The organism is Kitasatospora phosalacinea (assembly GCF_000716545.1).
GTDB classification, from domain to species: Bacteria; Actinomycetota; Actinomycetes; order Streptomycetales; family Streptomycetaceae; genus Kitasatospora; species Kitasatospora phosalacinea.
Genome location: NZ_JNWZ01000006.1, coordinates 72,124 through 88,033, shown reverse-complemented (window position 1 = coordinate 88,033; position 15,910 = coordinate 72,124). Strand labels below are relative to the sequence as shown.

Below are 15,910 nucleotides of genomic sequence, written 5' to 3'. Positions count from 1 at the left end.
GTCGTACGCCGGGCCGCATGCGACTGACGGAGTTCGGCCACGCCTGCGTCCGGATCGAGCACGCCGAGGGGGCGGTGCTGATCGACCCCGGCATGTTCGGCGCCCCGGAGGTGGTGGCGGGCGTGAGCGCCCTGCTGATCACCCGCGAGCACGCCGACCACCTGCGCGACGCCCGGCCCCGGGAGGCGGTGGCGATCCACGAGGCGACGCTCAGCGAGGCCGGGCAGGCGATCCACGGGCGGCTGCCCGGCCCGCAGGGCCCCGGCACCGGCGGCGTGGAGCACCGGACGCTGGGCGCGGGGGAGTCCCTCGGCCTGGCCTGACCCCGGCCCGACCCGCCGCCCGCCCCGGTAACCTGGCGGCATGCTGAGGATCGGACTGACCGGCGGGATCGGCGCGGGCAAGAGCGAGGTCTCCCGCCAACTGGCCGCGCGCGGCGCGGTGATCGTCGACTCGGACGTGATCGCCCGCGAGGTGGTCGCCCCCGGGACGCCCGGACTGGCCGCCGTCGCCGCCGAGTTCGGCCCCGGGGTGCTGCTGCCCGACGGCGCGCTGGACCGCCCCGCGCTCGGCCGGGTCGTCTTCGCCGACCCGGCCCGGCTGGCGAAGCTGAACGCCATCGTCCACCCGCTGGTGCGGGCCCGCTCCGCCGAGCTGGAGGCCGCCGCCGGCCCGGACGCGATCGTGGTGCACGACGTCCCGCTGCTCGCCGAGAACGGCCTCGCCCCGCTGTACGACCTGGTCGTGGTCGTCGACGTCCCGGACGCGGAGCGGCTGCGCCGCCTGGTCGCGCTGCGCGGCATGGCCGAGGACGAGGCGCGCGCCCGGATGGCCGCCCAGGCGAGCCGCGAGGACCGCCTGGCGGTCGCCGACCTGGTCCTCGACAACAGCGGCGACCTGGACCGGTTGACCGCCCGCGTCGACGAGTTGTGGCGCGAACTGGAGCGGCGCCGGGCCTGAGGGCCGGTCAGGCCAGCAGGTCGAACACGGTCTCGGTGAACTTCGTGCCGATGCCGGCCTGGGCGCGCAGGTAGGTGTTCATGTCCGCGTACTCGTCCAGGTCGGACGGGACGGACACCTCGACCGAGAAGGCGCCGGCGGCGTCGGACTCGGTGTCCCGCAGGTCCCGGTGCTGGTACTCCGTGCCGTTCGGGCCCTTGACGACGAAGGAGACCCGGACCACCGCGTCCGGCGGGAAGCCCTGCCCGGTGAGCACCGTCCGCGTCCCGCCGCGCCCGACGTCCGGCGAGGCCAGCAGGATCCGGTCCGCACCCGTCGCCGGGCCGGTCGGCGCCTCGCTGGGCAGGGCGTGGACGGGCGGGGCGGCGGACGCCGTGACGGTGGGGCCGGGCACGGTGACGGTGACGGTCGGCTGCGGCCGGGCGCCGGGGGCGGACTGCGACTGCGTGAGGTAGCCGCCCGCGAACCCCGCCCCCAGGGTGGCGACACCGACCAGCGCGGTCACCACGGCGCTCCAGCCCTGCAGGTCGATCCGCCGGGAGGGGGCCGGCTGGACGGTCGAATACGGAGGCATGTCGTCGGGTGGGGTCGGCGCGGTCACAGGTTCACCTCGTACTGGTCGGCGAGGACCCGGTCGCCCCAGGTCAGCGGCCGTGTCCCAGGTGATTCGTCCCCGCACCGACCGGGCTCGCAAACGCCCGCGCCCGCCCCACGGGGCGCGCGGCCCCGACCGGGGCGCGACGGCGGCGCCGGGGGCGCGGGGGGACGGACCGACCCGACGGCTGCCCCGCCCGACCCGGACGACCCGGACGGCCCGGACGTCCCGGATGACCCCGAGGAGACGTCCGACCGCTACGACCGGGAGCCGCCCCCCCCGGGCACCGTGGCAGGACTGCCGAGAAGACTGACCGCCTTCGCCCGGACAGGTGCACGGGGGAGGGCCCCGCCGACCCCGGTCGCCGGCGGCGGGCGGTACGGCGCCGCGCCCCCTCCGTCAGGGCTTGCGGGCGACGCCGGCCCAGATGGCGACCTCGCGGTCGGTGTCCTGCGGGGCCTGGTCGGGGCGCCAGAGCGGGGCGGTGACCAGGCCGGGGTCCAGCAGTTCGAGGCCGTCGAAGAAGCGCAGTACCTGCTCGCGGCTGCGCATGCTGAGCTGGGCGGTCGCGGACTTGTAGACGGCGGGGCCCTTGGCCGCGTCCTGCGGGGGGACGAAGTCGCCGGTGGCGTGCGAGAGGGCGAGGTAGCTGCCGGAGGGCAGCGCGTCGACCAGGGTGCGGACGATCGCGTACGGGTCGTCGGCGTCGTCGATGAAGTGCAGGATCGCGAACAGCTGGAGGGCGACCGGCTGTTCGAGGTCGAGCAGTTCGCGGACGGCCGGGTCGGCGATGATCGCCTTGGGTTCGCGCAGGTCGGCCTGCAGGACGCTGACGGTGCCGGGCCGGGCGCCGGAGAGCAGGGCCCGGCCGTGCACCAGCACGATCGGGTCGTTGTCGAGGTAGGCGACCTTCGCGGACGGGTCGACGGCCTGGGCGATCTCGTGGGTGTTCCCGGCCGAGGGGATGCCGGTGCCGATGTCGAGGAACTGGCGCACGCCCAGTTCGGCGAGGGTGCGCACGGCCCGCTGCAGGAACGCCCGGTTGGCCTGGGCGCTGATCCGCACCAGCGGGCTGAGCGAGAGGACCTGTTCGGCGGCGGCCCGGTCGGCGGGGAAGTTGTCCTTGCCGCCGAGGTAGTAGTCGTACATCCGGGCCGGGTGCGGCACCTCGGGGCGCAGGTCGGCGGACGGCGGCGTGCTCTGGTCGCCGGACATCCAGTCGAGCGAGATTTCCTGATGATCGGTCATGTCCGGCTCCCCGTGGGTGGAACGCGCTTCGGGAGGCAGCATAGACGGCCCGCCGGGCGGGGCGGCGGCGGGCCGGGAACGAGGCGGATCAGCCCTCCGGGTCCGGGCCGGGCCCGGGTTCGGGGCCGGTGTCCGGGTCGCGGGTGAGCAGGTAGCGGGCGCCGGGCCCGGCGGCGGCGGCCCGGTCGGCGGCGTTGTAGAGGCCGCAGCGGGTCAGGGAGAGGCAGCCGCAGCCGATGCAGCCGGTCAACTTGGCCCGCATCAGCTGGAGTTCGGCGATCTGCTGGTCGATCCGGTGCTGCCAGGCGGTGGCCACGGCGTCCCACTGGCGGGAGCTGGGGGCGCGGTCCTCGGGGAGCCTGGCGAGGGCGGCGCGGGCCTCGTCGAGGCTGAGTCCGACCTGCTGGGCGGCCCGGACGAAGGCGATCCGGCGCAGCGCGGCGCGCGGGTAGCGGCGCTGGTTCCCGGTGGTGCGGGTGGAGTGGATCAGTCCGAGGCTCTCGTAGTAGCGCAGCGCGGAGGCGGCCAGGCCGCTGCGTTCGGCGAGCTGGCCGATGGTGAGGACGTCGTGCCGGGAGGGTGCCATACCCGCGGAGGATACCGGGCGGTGCCCGCTTGACTTCAAGCGCGCTTGAAGTCGGAGGCTGTTCCCCATGACGAGCGAAGCGACCCGCACCCTCGGCGGCGGGTACACCGACCTGCCGCGCCTGATCTCCCTGATGACCGGCGACGAGAAGCACTCTCCGGCCGCGAACTCCACCCTGGACGCGCTGTGGGTGCTCTACGACCGGGTGCTGGACGTGCACCCGGGCAACGTGGACGTGCCCGACCGCGACAGGTTCCTGCTGTCCAAGGGCCACGGCCCGATGGCGTACTACGCGGTGCTGGCCGCGAAGGGCTTCTTCCCGGTGGAACTGCTGCACAGCTTCGGCGCGTACGACTCGCCGCTGGGCCACCACCCGGACCGGCTGCTGGTGCCCGGCGCGGAGATCGGCTCCGGTTCGCTGGGCCACGGCCTGCCGCTGGCGGTGGGGACGGCGCTGGGCCTGCGGGCGCAGGGGCTGGGGCGTCCGGCGGTGTGGGTGCTGATCGGGGACGCCGAGTTCGACGAGGGCTCCAACCACGAGGCGGTGGCCTTCGCCGGGGCGGTCGGCCTGGAGCGGCTGCACGCCCTGGTGATCGACAACTCCTCGGCCACGCACGGCTGGAGCGGCGGCATCGCGGCCCGCTTCGCCGGCGAGGGCTGGTCGACGGCCACCGTCGACGGCCGCGACCACGAGCAGCTGTACCGGGCGTTCACCGCCCCGCACCCGGGCCGCCCGCACGTCGTGGTGGCCCGCACCGAACCCAAGCACGGCTGAGCACAGGGGAGAAGAGACCATGCAGAGCGTCCACGAGAGCGTCCACGAGGCCACCATGCGCGAGCAGTTCGCCGCGACCGTCACCGAACTGCTGGAGCGGGACCCGCGCACCGCGCTGGTGCTCGCCGACATCGGGGTGGCGCAGTTCCCCGAGGCGGCCCGCGCCCATCCCGACCGGGTGGTCAACGTCGGCATCCGGGAGCAGTTGCTGATCGGCGTCGCGGGCGGCCTGGCGCTGACCGGGATGCGGCCGATCGCCCACACCTTCGCCAGCTTCCTGATCGAACGGCCCTTCGAGCAGCTGAAGTTGGACCTGGTGCACCAGGGCGTCGGCGCCGTCCTGGTGTCCGCGGCCGGCTCCTACGACTGGCCGGCCGGCGGCCGCACCCACATGTCCCCGGGGGACGTCGCCCTGCTCGACACCCTCCCCGGCTGGCAGGTGCACGTCCCAGGCCACCCCGCCGAGGCCGACCTGCTGCTGCGCCACGCGGTCGCCGCCGACGACTCCCTGCAGTACGTCCGGCTCTCCGCCCACCAGAACGCCGAACCCCGGCCCGTCGCCCCGGGCAGGTTCCTCACCGTCCGCCAGGGCTCCAGGACGGCGGGCGTGGTGCTGGCGGTCGGCCCGATGCTGGACGCCGTGCTGGAGGCCACCGAGACGCTGGACGTGACGGTGCTGTACGCCGCCACCGTCCGCCCGTTCGACGCGGCGGGCCTGCGCGCCGCGCTCGGCGACCGGGCCGACGTGGTGCTGGTGGAGCCCTACCTGGCGGGCACCTCCGAGCGCGCGGCGCACCTGGCGCTGGACGGACTGCCGCACCGCGTCCTCGGGTTGGGCGTGCCGGTGGCCGAGCACCGGCACTACGGCTCGATCCCCGAGCACCTGGCCGCCTACGGCCTGGACGCCGCCGGCCTGCACGCCAGGATCGCCGAGCGCCTCTGGTAGCCGCTCGGGCGTCAGGCGGTGCGCACCACCGCCACCGCGTCCGGGCCGAGCAGCACCGCACCGCCGGGGGCGGCCGCCACCTCGCCGAACGACGCCTCCAGCGCGGCGAGTTCGCCCTCCAGCGGGACGGGCAGCGGCGCGTCGCCGCCGAGTCGGACCAGCACCCGGTAGCGGCCCCGGTGCACCGCCAGCCAGCCCGCCGCCGCGTCGTGGCGCACCCGCACCGCCGCCAGGTCGCCGTCCGCCAACTCCGGGGCGGCCCGCCGCAGCCGGATCAACTCGCGGTACCAGGCGAGCAGTTCGCTGTGCGGGGCGCGCTGCGGCTCGGCCCAGTCCAGGGTCGAGGCGGCCACCGTCGCCGGGCTCTGCGGGTCCGGCACGTCCTCGGCCCGCCAGCCGTGCCCGGCGAACTCCCGCCGCCGCCCCTGCCGGACGGCCTCGGCCAGCCGCGGGTCGGTGTGGTCGGTGAAGTACTGCCAGGGCGTGCCCGCGCCCCACTCCTCGCCCATGAACAGCATCGGCGTGAACGGCGAGGTCAGCACCAGCGCGGCCGCCGCCGCCAGCCGCCCCGGCGGCAGCGACGCGGAGAGCCGGTCGCCGGTGGCCCGGTTGCCGACCTGGTCGTGGGTCTGCGCGTAGCCCAGCAGCCGGTGCCCGCGCTCCGGCGGGAACGGCCGCCCGTGCGAACGGCCCCGGAACGAGGACCAGCTCCCGTCGTGGAAGAACCCCCCGGTGAGCGTCTTGGCGAGCGCCGCGTACGGGTCGGCGGCGAAGTCCGCGTAGTAGCCCTGCGACTCGCCGGTCAGCAGGCAGTGCAGCGCGTGGTGGAAGTCGTCGCTCCACTGCGCGTCCAGCCCGTACCCGCCCGCCTCCCGGGCGGTGGTGGTGCGCGGGTCGTTCAGGTCGGACTCGCCGACCAGGAACAGCGGCCGGCCGGTGGCCTGCGCCAACTTCTGCACCTCGGCGGCGAGTTCCTCCAGGAAGTGCCGGGCCCTGGTGTCCACCAGGGCGTGCACCGCGTCCAGCCGCAGCCCGTCGATCCGGTAGTCGCGCAGCCAGGACAGCGCGCTGCCGATCAGGAACGCCCGCACCTCGTCCGAGCCCGGCGCGTCCAGGTTGACCGCCGAGCCCCACGGCGTCTGGTGCCGGTCGGTGAAGTACGGGCCGTACTGCGGAAGGTAGTTGCCGGAAGGGCCGAGGTGGTTGTGCACCACGTCCAGCACCACGCCCAGCCCGCGCCGGTGCGCCGCGTCCACGAACCGCTTCAGCCCGTCCGGCCCGCCGTACGGCTCGTGCACCGCCCACAGGTCCACCCCGTCGTACCCCCAGCCGGAGCGGCCGGGGAACGCGCACACCGGCATCAACTCGACGAAGTCCACGCCCAGTTCGACCAGGTGGTCGAGCTTCTCGGCGGCCGCGTCGAACGTCCCCCGGGGGGTGAAGGTGCCCACGTGCAGCTCGTACACCACCGACCCCGGCAGCGGGCGCCCCCGCCAGGCCGTCTCCGACCAGGCGAACGCGCCGTGGTCGACGGGCCGGCTCAGCCCGTCCGGCCCGTCCGGCTGCCACGCCGAGCGCGGGTCCGGCAGCGCCCGGCCCCCGTTCAGCCGGAACCCGTAGTCGCCCTCCGGCGCCTCCCCGTGCCACCAGCCCGGCCGGGCCGGATCGCGCTCCAGCAGGTACGGGATCGCCCCGACCTCGACCTCGACCACCTTGGCGTCCGGCGCCCACACCCGATACCGCGTCACGACCCCTCCGAGAGCAGAGCAACCGGCAACTGCCGGAACAGGTACGACACTTCGACCGGACCACCGGTGAAGTGGCGGCCGGTCAGCAGATCCGTCCAGCGGCCCGGCGGCAGCTCCAGCACGGTCTCCCGCCAGCCGCCCGCCCGGTGCAGCCCGTACGGCAGCCTGGTCGCCGCGCACAGCACCCGCTCGCCGCGCCCGAACGCCACCAGGTGCTCGGCGGCCGGGCCGTCCGCCGCCAGCGGCCGGTAGGAGCCCAACCCGCCCGAGCGGCGCAGGTGCAGGGCCGTGGTCGTCAGGTGCAGCTTCTCCCGGGCCAGGTCGCCCGGGCGCGGCTCCGGCGAGTCGGTCAGCCGCACCGCCAGCGCGTCCAGGTCCACCGGCGCCCGGTTGTCCGGGTCGACCAGCGTGTACAGCGGCTCCTCACCGCCCTGGAACACGTCCGGCACACCCGGCACCAGCAGGTGCAGCAGCGCCGCCGACAGCGAGTTCACCCGGGCGAACGGCGCGATCAGCCCGGCGAACCCGGCGATCCGCGGACACAGCCCCGGATTGGCCAGCGCCCCCCGCGCGTACCGCGTCAGCCAGCCCTCGAACCCGGCGTCCGGCTCCTTCCACGAGGTGCGCCGCTTCGCCTCCCGCACCGACTTCAGCACCACCCCCAGCAGCCGCTCCTCGGACACCGGCCACGCCGCCAGCAGCGTCTGCCACAGCAGCCACGCCGTCGAGCGGTCCGCGCACGGCCCCGCCGCCAGCGTCCACGCCGCGCACTCCGCCGCCCACACCTCCGGCAGCTCCGCCAGCACCGCGAGCCGCGCCCGGGCGTCCGCGCTGCGCTTGGTGTCGTGCGTGGACAGCGCCGTCATCGCCGCCGGCCACAGCCGCTCCTGCTCCGCGCACCAGTGGTGGAACTCCTCCACCGACACGCCCGGGTGCTCCGGCAGGCCGCCCACCTCGTTCAGCGACAGCAGCGCGTTGAACCGGTAGAACGCGGTGTCCTCCACGCCCTTGGCCGCCACCGCCGACGCCGTCTGCCCGAACCGCTGGCAGAACTCGTCCTTCGCCGCCGACCGCCCGTGCGCGCCCAGCGCCAGCGCCCGCACCAGCAGCTCGGTCTCCGAGGCGTCCGCCGGGGCCGCCAGCGCCGCCCGGGCCTCCGGCGGGGCGTCCTCGCCCGGCACCACGTACGGCCGGTACACCGGGTAGCCGGTCAGCAGGCCCTCCAGCGCCCGGCGCACCGCCAGCGGCGAGTGGTCCGCCAGCTCGGGCCCCTCTGCGCAGATCCGCCCCACCAGGCGCACCAGCCGGTCCGTCTCCGCGGCCAGCGCCCCGCCCGGCGCGACCATCTCCGCCCGCCCCTCCCGGCCCGCCTCCGCCGGACCGGCCGCGTCGCCCACGTCCCGCCGGTAGGCCGCGAACAGCTTCTCCGCACCCCGCCGGTCGGTCAGCACCCCGTCGATCCGGCGCAGCGCGTCGTACCCCGTCGTCCCCGCGCACGGCCAGTCCGCGGGCAGCGACTCGTCCCCCGTCAGGATCTTCTCCACCACCGTGTACGCCCCGCCGGTGGCCTCCGCGAGCCGCCGCAGGTAGCCGCGCGGGTCCGCCAGCCCGTCCGGGTGGTCGATCCGGAACCCGGACAGCACCCCCTCCCGGTGCAGCCGCAGCAGCACCCCGTGCGTCGCCTCGAACACCTCCGGGGCCTCCACCCGGACGGCGATCAGGTCGTTCACGGTGAAGAACCGGCGGTAGTTGACCTGCTCGTCCGCCAACTGCCACCAGCACAGCCGGTACCACTGCCGCTCCAGCAGCTCCGCCGGCGGCAGGCCCTCGGTGCCGGGCCGCAGCGGGAACTCGTGCTCGTGGTAGCGCAGCACGTCGCCGTCCACCACCAGCTGCTCCAGCACCGCGCCCAGCCGGTCGCCCAGCAGCGGCAGCAGCACCCGGCCCCGCTCCGGCGCGTCCACCGGGCCCGGCTGGGCGCTCCAGTCGATGTCGAACCAGGCCGCGAACGGGTCGTCCGGGCCGTTCTTCAGCACCTGCCACAGCGGGCCGTTCAGGTGCTCCGGCACCGGCAGCGCCATGTGGTTCGGCACCACGTCCGCGATCAGCGCCAGCCCGTGCTCGGCCGCCGCCGCGGCCAGCTCGCGCAGCGCCCCCTCACCGCCCAGCTGCTCGCTGATCCGGCTGTGGTCGAGCGTGTCGTACCCGTGCGTCGAGCCCGCCACCGCCTCCAGCAGCGGTGACAGGTGCAGGTGCGACACGCCGAGCGCCGCCAGGTACGGCACCGCCCGGCGGGCGTCGTGCAGGGTGAACTCCGGCTGCAGCTGGAGCCGGTAACTGGCCGTCGGAGCTGCGGCAGTCTCAGGGCGTGCGGCGGCAGACGTCATACCCGCATGCCTACCCCGGCCGCCCCGGGCCTACCGCCCCCACTGCGCCGAACGGGGCGGGCCGGGCCCCGGCGCTCAGACCGGATCGGGCTCCGCCACCCCCGCGCCCGCCAGCGCCCGCGCCGCCGCCAGCTCCGCCGCCTCCCCGGCCAGCGCCGCCTCCACCATCGCGTACGCGTCCGGCCCCACCGGCACCCGCACCGGGCCGGCCGGCCCGGCGACGGCCCGCAGCACCAGCTCCGCGAACGCCTCCGGCCGGTTCAGCTCCGCGTCCCCCGCCATGCCGCGCAGCGCCCGGTGCATCGGCGCGAGCGCCTCCCCGTACGCCGGCAGCTTCACCGCCGTCTCGGCCAGCGAACTCCCGTACGAGGTGGCGAAACCGCCCGGCTCCACCACCGTCACCCGCACCCCGAACGGCGCGGCCTCCGCCGCCAGCGCCAGGCTCATCCCCTCCAGCGCGAACTTGCCCGCCACGTACGCCCCCAGGCCGGGGAAGGCCATCCGGCCGCCCACCGAGGAGACGTTCACCACGTGCCCGCCGCCCTGCTCCCGCATCAGCGGCAGCACCAGCCGCGCCAGCCGCCACGGCGCCACCGCCAGCACCTCCAGCTGGTCGCGCAGCTCCGCGTCCGAGACCTCCTCCACCGCCCCGAACAGGCCCACCCCGGCATTGTTCACCAGCACGTCCACCCCGCCCAGGCGCTCCCGGGCCAGCTCCACCGCCGCCGCGCAGTCCGCCGCGCTGCGCAGCTCCAGCCGGGCCGGCACCACCCGCCCCGGGAACTCCGCCGCCAGCGCGTCCAGCGGCGAGGCCCCACGGCTGGTCGCCACGAGCACGTCCCCGCCCGCCACCACCGCCCGCGCCAGCGCCAGCCCCAACCCCGACGAACACCCGGTCACCAACCATCGACGAGACACTTCGTACCCCCTCTGATCTGCGGATCCGCACTGGGCGGGGGGCTACCCGCAGCGGCGGGCGTTCAGACCGGCGGGCGGGGGCGCACGGGGGTGCTACGCGGGGCGCTGGAGGACCATCAGGGCGCGGTCGGGGAGGCGGAGGGTGTCGCCGGCCTTGACGCGGGGGCCGGTGCCGCGCGGGGGGAGGGTGGGCAGGGAGGTGTCGACGACGACCTGCCAGGCCTCGCCGTGGTCGGCGGGGACGGTGAAGGAGAGCGGCTCGAAGTGGGCGTTGAACATCAGCAGGAAGGAGTCGTCGACGATCTTGCCGCCGCGGCGGTCGGGCTCGGAGATGGCGTTGCCGTTGAGGAAGACGGTCAGCGACTTCGCGTACGAGGTCGACCAGTCCCGCTTGGTCATCTCCTCGCCGGCGGGGGTGAACCAGGCGATGTCGGTGAGGTCGTCGTGGGTGCCGGAGACCGGGCGGCCGTGGAAGAAGCGGCGGCGGCGGAAGACCGGGTGGTCGCGGCGCAGCCAGATCATCGCCTGGGTGAACTCCAGCAGGGAGGCGTCGGCGCCCGCCCAGTCCACCCAGGTGAGTTCGGAGTCCTGGCAGTAGGCGTTGTTGTTGCCGCGCTGGGTGCGCCCGGCCTCGTCGCCGTGGCAGAGCATCGGGACGCCCTGGGAGAGCATCAGGGTGGCGATGAAGTTGCGCTGCTGGCGGGCCCGCAGGTCGAGGACGGCCGGGTCGGTGGTGGGGCCCTCGGCGCCGCAGTTCCAGGAGCGGTTGTGCGACTCGCCGTCCCGGTTGTCCTCGTGGTTGGCCTCGTTGTGCTTGTCGTTGTAGGAGACCAGGTCGCGCAGGGTGAAGCCGTCGTGGCAGGTGACGAAGTTGATCGAGGCGATCGGGCGGCGCCCGTCGTCCTGGTACAGGTCGGAGGAGCCGGTCAGCCGGGAGCCGAACTCGGCCAGCGTCGCGGGCTCGCCGCGCCAGAAGTCGCGGACGGTGTCGCGGTACTTGCCGTTCCACTCCGTCCACAGCGGCGGGAAGTTGCCGACCTGGTAGCCGCCCTCGCCCAGGTCCCACGGCTCGGCGATCAGCTTGGCCTGGGAGACCACCGGGTCCTGCTGGACCAGGTCGAAGAACGAGGAGAGCCGGTCGACCTCGTGGAACTGCCGGGCCAGCGTCGCCGCCAGGTCGAAGCGGAAGCCGTCCACGTGCATCTCGGTGACCCAGTAGCGCAGCGAGTCCATGATCATCTGGAGCACGTGCGGGCTGCGCATCAGCAGCGAGTTGCCGGTGCCGGTGGTGTCCTCGTAGAAGCGCTGGTCCTTGGCGAGCCGGTAGTACGAGGCGTTGTCCAGGCCGCGGAAGGACAGCGTCGGGCCCAGGTGGTTGCCCTCGGCGGTGTGGTTGTAGACCACGTCGAGGATCACCTCGATGCCGGCCGCGTGCAGCGCCTTGACCATCGACTTGAACTCCTGCACCTGCTGGCCGCGGTCGCCGGTGGAGGAGTACGAGGAGTGCGGGGCGAAGAAGCCGATGGTGTTGTAGCCCCAGTAGTTGGACAGCCCCAGGTCCCGCAGCCGGTGGTCGCGGACGAACTGGTGCACCGGCATCAGCTCGATCGCGGTCACGCCCAGCTTCGCCAGGTGCTCGATCACCGCCGGGTGCGCCAGGCCCGCGTACGTGCCGCGGATCTCCTCCGGGATGCCCGGGTGCAGCCTGGTCAGGCCCTTCACGTGGGCCTCGTAGAGCACGGTGCGGTGGTAGTCGGTGCGCGGCGGCCGGTCGGTGCCCCAGTCGAAGTACGGGTTGATCACCACCGAGTGCATGGTGTGCGGGGCCGAGTCCAGGTCGTTGCGGCGCTCGGGCGCGCCGAAGTGGTAGCCGTAGACCGACTCGTCCCAGTCGATGTGCCCGCTCATCGCCTTCGCGTACGGGTCGAGCAGCAGCTTGGAGGCGTTGTGCCGCTGCCCCAGGCCCGGCTGGTACGGGCCGTGCACCCGGAAGCCGTAGCGCTGGCCGGGCTGCACGCCCGGCAGGTAGGCGTGCCGGACGAAGGCGTCGGTCTCGCGGAGCTCGACCACCGTCTCGGTGCCGTCCTCGGCGAGCAGACAGAGCTCGATCCGGTGCGCGCTCTCGGAGTACACGGCGAAGTTGGTGCCCGCGCCGTCGTAGGTGGCGCCGAGCGGGTAGGGCTGCCCCGGCCAGACCTGCATGTGTCCTCGACTTCCTCGTACCTGACGCGAAGTGGCGCTCCCACGGGGGTTTCCCGGTGGAGCGCCCGGTCATGTGCCCGGCGGCAACCAGGTGACGCACGGCACACCCGCATACTCCCCGGCGGCGGCCCGAACTCCTCGCCCATTCGCGCGTGGTTCGCCCGAACGGGTGTCCCAGCCGCCCGACCGTCGGCGTGGCGTGGCCGGCCGGTGACGGACCGTCGGGAGCAGGTCCGCTTGCTGTCAAGAGGGCTGCGGCCCGGCGCCGGCGGGCGATACCCTTGATCGTCCGGATCGCGAGCCCCGGGCCCGCGCGGCGTGCGACCAGGGCCGTCGCGGTGGAGCGACACAGCGGACGCACCGCCACCGGCAGGGCGGCGGACGAGAGGTGAGGTAGCGGATGGGGTTCCCCGCCGGCGGCGACGGCACGGACCCGCGGGCGGGCAGCAGCGAGGCCCCCACGCTGATCGTCCGCGGCGGCCGCGGCCCGCTGCCCCCGCAGGGCGGCCCGCTGGAGGGGATGCCGCCCGCCTGGGCCCCCGACCAGTGGGACGACGCCTACCGCAGGGTCCGCCTGGCCGGGCGCGCCTACGTCTGGCTGAACCTGGTCGAGCAGCGGATGCGCGCCCTGGTGGACGAGGTGCTGCGCCCGGTCTACGCACCCGCCCACGGCGAGGAGTGGGTGACCGCCGCCGCCGGCCCGGCCGGCGAGGAGTGGGTGCACCGGGCCGCCGCCGTCCGCGAGGTCTCCCGCCGCAAGGGCTACCTGCTGGACCCGCTGGACGACGACCCGCTGGTCTTCCTCACCCTGCCGCAGCTGCGCGAGCTGATGGTGCAGCACTGGCCCTGCTTCGAACCGCACCTGGTGGACCGCCGGGAGGTCGAACTGGCCCTGGACGAGCTGGAGGTCGCCCGGCACGTGGTCTCCCGCAACCGGGCCCTGTCGCAGACCGTCCTCGACCAGACCGAGCGGGCCGCCGCCCGGCTGCTCGCCCTGCTCGACGGCGGGCACGGCGGCGTCCCCGCCGACGTGGTCGAGGAACTCGTGGCCGGCCGCTACGCGGACGTGGTCGCCGTCCACCCCGACCGGGTCCGGCTCCAGCGCGACCTGCCGGTCGAGGACCTGCTCGACGGCGCCCGCCGACTGGACGCGGTCGGCATCGGCCTGGGCATGCTCTGCCAGAACTACACCGGCAAGCGGCTGGTCCGGCTCGCCTCCGAGGGCTGCCGGGTGCGGCTGCTGTTCCTCAACCCGGCGAGCAGCGCGGTACGCCGACGCGAACGCGAACTGGGCATCGGGCGCGGCGAGTTGGGGCGCGCGGTGGAGATGAACATCATGCACGTGCGGCGGGTGCGGGCCCGGCTGCGCGACCAGGGCAGCTTCGAGATCCGGGTGTTCGACGAACTGCCCCGGTTCACCGCGTACCTGGTCGAGGGCCAGCGCACCACCGGCGCCGGCGGGCGCCGCAGCTCCACCGACCTCGGCGTCGTCCAGCCCTACCTGCGCAAGGCGCGCGGCATCGAGTCGCCCGCGCTGGTGCTGCGCGGCGGCGCCGGGCAGGAGTCCGGCGGCACCGAACCCGGGCTGCTGGAGGTCTACCGGGAGGAGTTCGAGGGGCTGTGGGGCGACTCCCGGCCGGTGTCCTGAGCGCGTGCCGGCCCGACCGGCGGGCAGACGTGCCGCGAGCGCTGTCACTGCGGCGCGCGATGATGGACGCACCTTGGCAGTGCTGACGGAAGGACACACCCCATGACCTGGTGGAAGGGGCCGCTCACCGGTTTCGACCTGGAGACCACCGGCACCGACCCGGAGGAGTCACGGATCGTCACCGCCGCCGTGGTCGACACCCTCGGCGGCGGCGTCCAGAGCGCCACCACCTGGCTGCTCGATCCGGGCGTGCCGATACCCGCCGAGGCCGCCGCCATCCACGGCATCACCGACGAGGAGGCCCGCGCGCACGGCCGCCCCGCCGCCGAGGCGGTCGAGGAGATCGCCCGCGCCCTGGTCGACCGGCTCGCCGCCGGGCGGCCCGTGGTCGCCTTCAACGCCCCGTTCGACCTCTCCCTGCTGGACGCCGAACTGCGCCGCCACGGCCTGCCCGTGCTGGCCGACCGGCTCGGCGGCCCGGTCGGCCCCGTGGTCGACGCGATGGTCGTCGACCGCGCGCTGGACAAGTACCGCAAGGGCTCGCGCACCCTGCAGCGGGTCTGCGAGGTCTACGGCGTCGAACTGCGCGACGCGCACGAGGCCGGCAGCGACGCGCTGGCCGCCGTCCGGGTCGCCGTCGCCCTCGGCCACCGGTACCCGGCGCAGGCCGGCGACCTGCCGCTGGACGAGCTGCACCGGCGGCAGGTCGACTGGCACCGGGCCTGGGCCGCCGACCTGCAGAGCTGGCTGCGCCGCAAGGACCCGGCGGCCGTGGTCGACCCGCGCTGGCCGCTCAAGGCCGCCTCCTGACGGCCCTCCCGGCGGTCCGTCAGGACCGCGGGAGGTCTCAGGACTGCGGGAGGTCTCAGGACCGCGGGAAGTCGAAGGAGTAGCCCTGCGCGACCAGCCACGGCAGCAGCTGCTTGAGCGCTGCCACCGTCTGGCTGCGGTCGCCGCCGCCGTCGTGCATCAGCACCACCCCGCCCGGGCGCAGGTTGTGCTGCACGTTGGAGACGATCGCCTGCACGCCCGGGCGGGACCAGTCGCGCGGGTCGACCGACCAGCCCAGCGACTTCATCCCCAGGTCGGCGCCGATCCCCTCGTTCTCCGCGGTGAAGTCGCCGCCCGGGGCGCGCCACCAGGTGATCTCCGGGGCGTTGCCGGCCGCCGCCTCGATGTCGGCCTTGGCGTCGCGGATCTCCGCGACCTGCTGCTCGTGCGACCGGGTGTGCATCGGCTGCGGGTGGTCCACGGTGTGGTCGCACAGCCGGTGGCCCTCGGCGAGGATCCGCCGCACCGCCGCCGGGTGGGTCTTCGCGTTGTTCCCGATCTCGCAGAACGTCGCCTTGGCGCCGTACTGCGCCAGCAGGTCCAGCACCTGACCGGTCGCCGAGCCGGGACCGTCGTCGAAGGTCAGTGCCACCGTCCGGCCGCCCGAGGCGGTGTGCCGCAGCACGTTCGAGGCCGGGGCGGGCGCGGTGCCGCTCGGCGAGGCGGCGGGCGTGCCCGGCGTGCCCGGCGTGGCGCTCGCGGCGGGCCGGGAGGGGGCCGCGCCGGTCCGCGACGCGGACGGGGAGGCGTACGGGGAGGCGGAGGCGGAGGCCGGGTCGGTGCTCCCGGCCGGCGGGGGGACGCGGGTGGGGGAGGCGGTGGCCTCCTCGCTGCCGTCCGGGGTCGGCCGCGCCGCCACCGAGGGGCTCCCGCCCGCCGGGCCCGTCGTGCTCGCGCTCGGCGGCGCCGAGCGGTGCGCGGCGTCCCCCGCCGCGGAGGTGGTGCCCGGCGCGCCGCACGCCGCCAGCAGGGCGGACGTGCCGAGCAGCGCGGAGGCACCGAGGAGGAGGGAACGACGGGGGGCGGGTATGCGGGGCTTCACCATGGGGCGACTCCTGACGTCGTA

Annotated in this window: 14 protein-coding genes; 6 read left to right on the top strand and 8 right to left on the bottom strand. The window is 75.2% G+C overall.

All coding sequences use genetic code 11. From position 1 onward, the window contains the following. Nucleotides 1-17 precede the first annotated feature (17 nt). Nucleotides 18-323, top strand: coding sequence for an MBL fold metallo-hydrolase (locus tag OO48_RS04700; RefSeq protein ID WP_033213010.1), 306 nt, complete (start codon nt 18-20; stop codon nt 321-323). A 40-nt stretch (nt 324-363) separates the two neighbouring features. After that, complete coding sequence (gene coaE / locus OO48_RS04695) at nt 364-960, top strand: dephospho-CoA kinase (protein ID WP_033213009.1); 597 nt, start codon at nt 364-366, stop codon at nt 958-960. 7 nt (nt 961-967) lie between these two features. Here coaE and OO48_RS04690 read toward each other — a convergent pair whose 3' ends face one another. From OO48_RS04690 to soxR, 3 genes are all read right to left on the bottom strand, one after another. After that, nucleotides 968-1,534, bottom strand: a complete 567-nt coding sequence (locus OO48_RS04690; RefSeq protein WP_157845377.1) for a hypothetical protein — start codon at nt 1,532-1,534, stop codon at nt 968-970. Nucleotides 1,535-1,954: 420 nt separating this feature from the next. Continuing rightward, on the bottom strand, nt 1,955-2,803 hold the full coding sequence (locus OO48_RS04685; protein WP_106970248.1) for an SAM-dependent methyltransferase: 849 nt from the start codon (nt 2,801-2,803) through the stop codon (nt 1,955-1,957). Nucleotides 2,804-2,891: 88 nt separating this feature from the next. Continuing rightward, complete coding sequence (gene soxR / locus OO48_RS04680) at nt 2,892-3,389, bottom strand: redox-sensitive transcriptional activator SoxR (protein ID WP_033213005.1); 498 nt, start codon at nt 3,387-3,389, stop codon at nt 2,892-2,894. A 67-nt stretch (nt 3,390-3,456) separates the two neighbouring features. Between soxR and OO48_RS04675 the strand changes: the two genes are divergently transcribed. After that, the gene (locus tag OO48_RS04675; RefSeq protein WP_033213004.1) at nt 3,457-4,164 is read left to right on the top strand and encodes a thiamine pyrophosphate-dependent enzyme; all 708 of its coding nucleotides are present in this window, start codon (nt 3,457-3,459) and stop codon (nt 4,162-4,164) included. A 19-nt stretch (nt 4,165-4,183) separates the two neighbouring features. Continuing rightward, the gene (locus OO48_RS04670; RefSeq protein WP_033213003.1) at nt 4,184-5,110 is read left to right on the top strand and encodes a transketolase family protein; all 927 of its coding nucleotides are present in this window, start codon (nt 4,184-4,186) and stop codon (nt 5,108-5,110) included. Between the two features lie 11 nt (nt 5,111-5,121). On the opposite strand, the gene treZ is transcribed toward OO48_RS04670, so the two are convergent. The 4 genes from treZ to glgX all read right to left on the bottom strand — a co-directional run bounded on the left by treZ (nt 5,122) and on the right by glgX (nt 12,365). After that, complete coding sequence (gene treZ / locus OO48_RS04665) at nt 5,122-6,858, bottom strand: malto-oligosyltrehalose trehalohydrolase (protein ID WP_033213001.1); 1,737 nt, start codon at nt 6,856-6,858, stop codon at nt 5,122-5,124. After that, complete coding sequence (treY, locus tag OO48_RS04660; protein ID WP_033213000.1) at nt 6,855-9,245, bottom strand: malto-oligosyltrehalose synthase; 2,391 nt, start codon at nt 9,243-9,245, stop codon at nt 6,855-6,857. Before treY ends, treZ begins: the two co-directional genes overlap by 4 nt. 75 nt (nt 9,246-9,320) lie before the next feature. Then, the gene (locus OO48_RS04655; protein WP_245194516.1) at nt 9,321-10,145 is read right to left on the bottom strand and encodes an SDR family oxidoreductase; all 825 of its coding nucleotides are present in this window, start codon (nt 10,143-10,145) and stop codon (nt 9,321-9,323) included. Nucleotides 10,146-10,256: 111 nt separating this feature from the next. After that, nucleotides 10,257-12,365: a glycogen debranching protein GlgX gene (gene glgX, locus OO48_RS04650; protein ID WP_033212998.1), complete on the bottom strand. Its 2,109-nt coding sequence runs from the start codon at nt 12,363-12,365 to the stop codon at nt 10,257-10,259. Between the two features lie 400 nt (nt 12,366-12,765). On the opposite strand from glgX, the gene OO48_RS04645 reads away from it, so the two are divergent. Continuing rightward, nucleotides 12,766-14,013, top strand: a complete 1,248-nt coding sequence (locus tag OO48_RS04645) for an SAV2148 family HEPN domain-containing protein (protein WP_051731733.1) — start codon at nt 12,766-12,768, stop codon at nt 14,011-14,013. A 102-nt stretch (nt 14,014-14,115) separates the two neighbouring features. Beyond that, nucleotides 14,116-14,823 carry a 3'-5' exonuclease gene (locus OO48_RS04640; RefSeq protein ID WP_033212996.1) on the top strand — a complete coding sequence of 236 codons (708 nt, stop codon included), beginning with the start codon at nt 14,116-14,118 and terminating at the stop codon, nt 14,821-14,823. Between the two features lie 55 nt (nt 14,824-14,878). Here OO48_RS04640 and OO48_RS35685 read toward each other — a convergent pair whose 3' ends face one another. After that, nucleotides 14,879-15,889, bottom strand: coding sequence for a polysaccharide deacetylase family protein (locus OO48_RS35685; protein ID WP_033212994.1), 1,011 nt, complete (start codon nt 15,887-15,889; stop codon nt 14,879-14,881). Between the last annotated feature and the right edge of the window lie 21 nt (nt 15,890-15,910).

Excerpts from the sequence above, each read along its gene's own strand:
- OO48_RS04690 (WP_157845377.1), bottom strand. The coding sequence starts at position 1,534 with ATGCCTCCGTATTCGACCGTCCAGCCGGCCCCCTCCCGGCGGATCGAC.
- OO48_RS04645 (WP_051731733.1), top strand. The coding sequence starts at position 12,766 with ATGGGGTTCCCCGCCGGCGGCGACGGCACGGACCCGCGGGCGGGCAGC.
- OO48_RS04700 (WP_033213010.1), top strand. The coding sequence starts at position 18 with ATGCGACTGACGGAGTTCGGCCACGCCTGCGTCCGGATCGAGCACGCC.
- OO48_RS04640 (WP_033212996.1), top strand. The coding sequence starts at position 14,116 with ATGACCTGGTGGAAGGGGCCGCTCACCGGTTTCGACCTGGAGACCACC.
- soxR (WP_033213005.1), bottom strand. The coding sequence starts at position 3,389 with ATGGCACCCTCCCGGCACGACGTCCTCACCATCGGCCAGCTCGCCGAA.
- OO48_RS35685 (WP_033212994.1), bottom strand. The coding sequence starts at position 15,889 with ATGGTGAAGCCCCGCATACCCGCCCCCCGTCGTTCCCTCCTCCTCGGT.
- OO48_RS04670 (WP_033213003.1), top strand. The coding sequence starts at position 4,184 with ATGCAGAGCGTCCACGAGAGCGTCCACGAGGCCACCATGCGCGAGCAG.
- OO48_RS04675 (WP_033213004.1), top strand. The coding sequence starts at position 3,457 with ATGACGAGCGAAGCGACCCGCACCCTCGGCGGCGGGTACACCGACCTG.
- treY (WP_033213000.1), bottom strand. The coding sequence starts at position 9,245 with ATGACGTCTGCCGCCGCACGCCCTGAGACTGCCGCAGCTCCGACGGCC.
- glgX (WP_033212998.1), bottom strand. The coding sequence starts at position 12,365 with ATGCAGGTCTGGCCGGGGCAGCCCTACCCGCTCGGCGCCACCTACGAC.
- OO48_RS04685 (WP_106970248.1), bottom strand. The coding sequence starts at position 2,803 with ATGACCGATCATCAGGAAATCTCGCTCGACTGGATGTCCGGCGACCAG.
- coaE (WP_033213009.1), top strand. The coding sequence starts at position 364 with ATGCTGAGGATCGGACTGACCGGCGGGATCGGCGCGGGCAAGAGCGAG.